We start from the raw sequence: 1089 nt of genomic DNA on the forward strand, positions 1-1089 counted from the left end.
GCTCCGGCCCCCGTGGCCGCGGCCCCGGCCCCGGCTCCGGCCGCCCCGGCTGCTCCGGCTCCGGTCGCCGCTCCGGCCGCCCCGGTCGCCGCCGCTCCGGCCGCGGACGCCGGTGACGCCTACGTCACCCCGCTGGTGCGCAAGCTCGCCGCCGAGCACGGCGTCGCGCTGGCCTCCGTCGCCGGCACCGGCGTCGGCGGCCGCATCCGCAAGCAGGACGTGATCGCCGCCGCCGAGGCCGCCAAGGCCGCGCCGGCCCCGGCCGCCGCCCCCGCCGCTGCCGCCGCCCCGGCGAAGGCCGCCGCCGCGCCGTCCGCGCTGCGCGGCCAGACCGTCAAGATGACCCGCATGCGCAAGGTCATCGGCGACAACATGCTGAAGGCCCTGCACGAGCAGGCCCAGCTGACCAGCGTGGTCGAGGTGGACGTCACCCGGATCATGTCGCTGCGCGCGAAGGCGAAGGACTCCTTCCTGGCCCGCGAGGGCGTGAAGCTGTCCCCGATGCCGTTCTTCGTGAAGGCCGCCGCCCAGGCGCTGAAGGCCCACGCGGTCATCAACGCCCGGATCAACGAGGCCGAGGGCACCATCACCTACTTCGACACCGAGAACATCGGTATCGCGGTGGACTCCGAGAAGGGTCTGATGACCCCGGTCATCAAGGGTGCGGGCGACCTCAACATCGCCGGCATCTCGAAGAAGACCGCGGAGCTGGCCTCGAAGGTCCGCGACAGCAAGATCACCCCGGACGAGCTGTCCGGCGCGACCTTCACCATCTCCAACACCGGTTCGCGCGGTGCGCTGTTCGACACCGTCATCGTCCCGCCGAACCAGGTCGCGATCCTGGGCATCGGCGCGACCGTGAAGCGCCCGGTGGTCATCGAGTCCGACGGCGGCACCGCCATCGGCATCCGCGACATGACCTACCTGTCGCTCTCCTACGACCACCGCCTGGTGGACGGCGCGGACGCCGCCCGCTACCTGGTCGCGGTCAAGGAGATCCTGGAGGCCGGCGAGTTCGAGGTCGAGCTCGGCCTGTAAGGCGCACCGCGCCCGCGGCATCCCGTCGGGAGCCCCGCACCGTCCCCGGAC

Annotated in this window: 1 protein-coding gene; it reads left to right on the plus strand. The window is 73.1% G+C overall.

Annotated features, from left to right (window positions below; all coding sequences use genetic code 11):
- Window positions 1-1038 (plus strand): 2-oxoglutarate dehydrogenase, E2 component, dihydrolipoamide succinyltransferase (gene sucB, locus ACFUEL_RS39900; protein ID WP_380243154.1); only part of this gene is annotated, 1038 nt, incomplete at its 5' end.
- Window positions 1039-1089 lie beyond the last annotated feature (51 nt).

The organism is Kitasatospora sp. NPDC057198, from assembly GCF_042670125.1.
Classification (GTDB): Bacteria; Actinomycetota; Actinomycetes; order Streptomycetales; family Streptomycetaceae; genus Kitasatospora.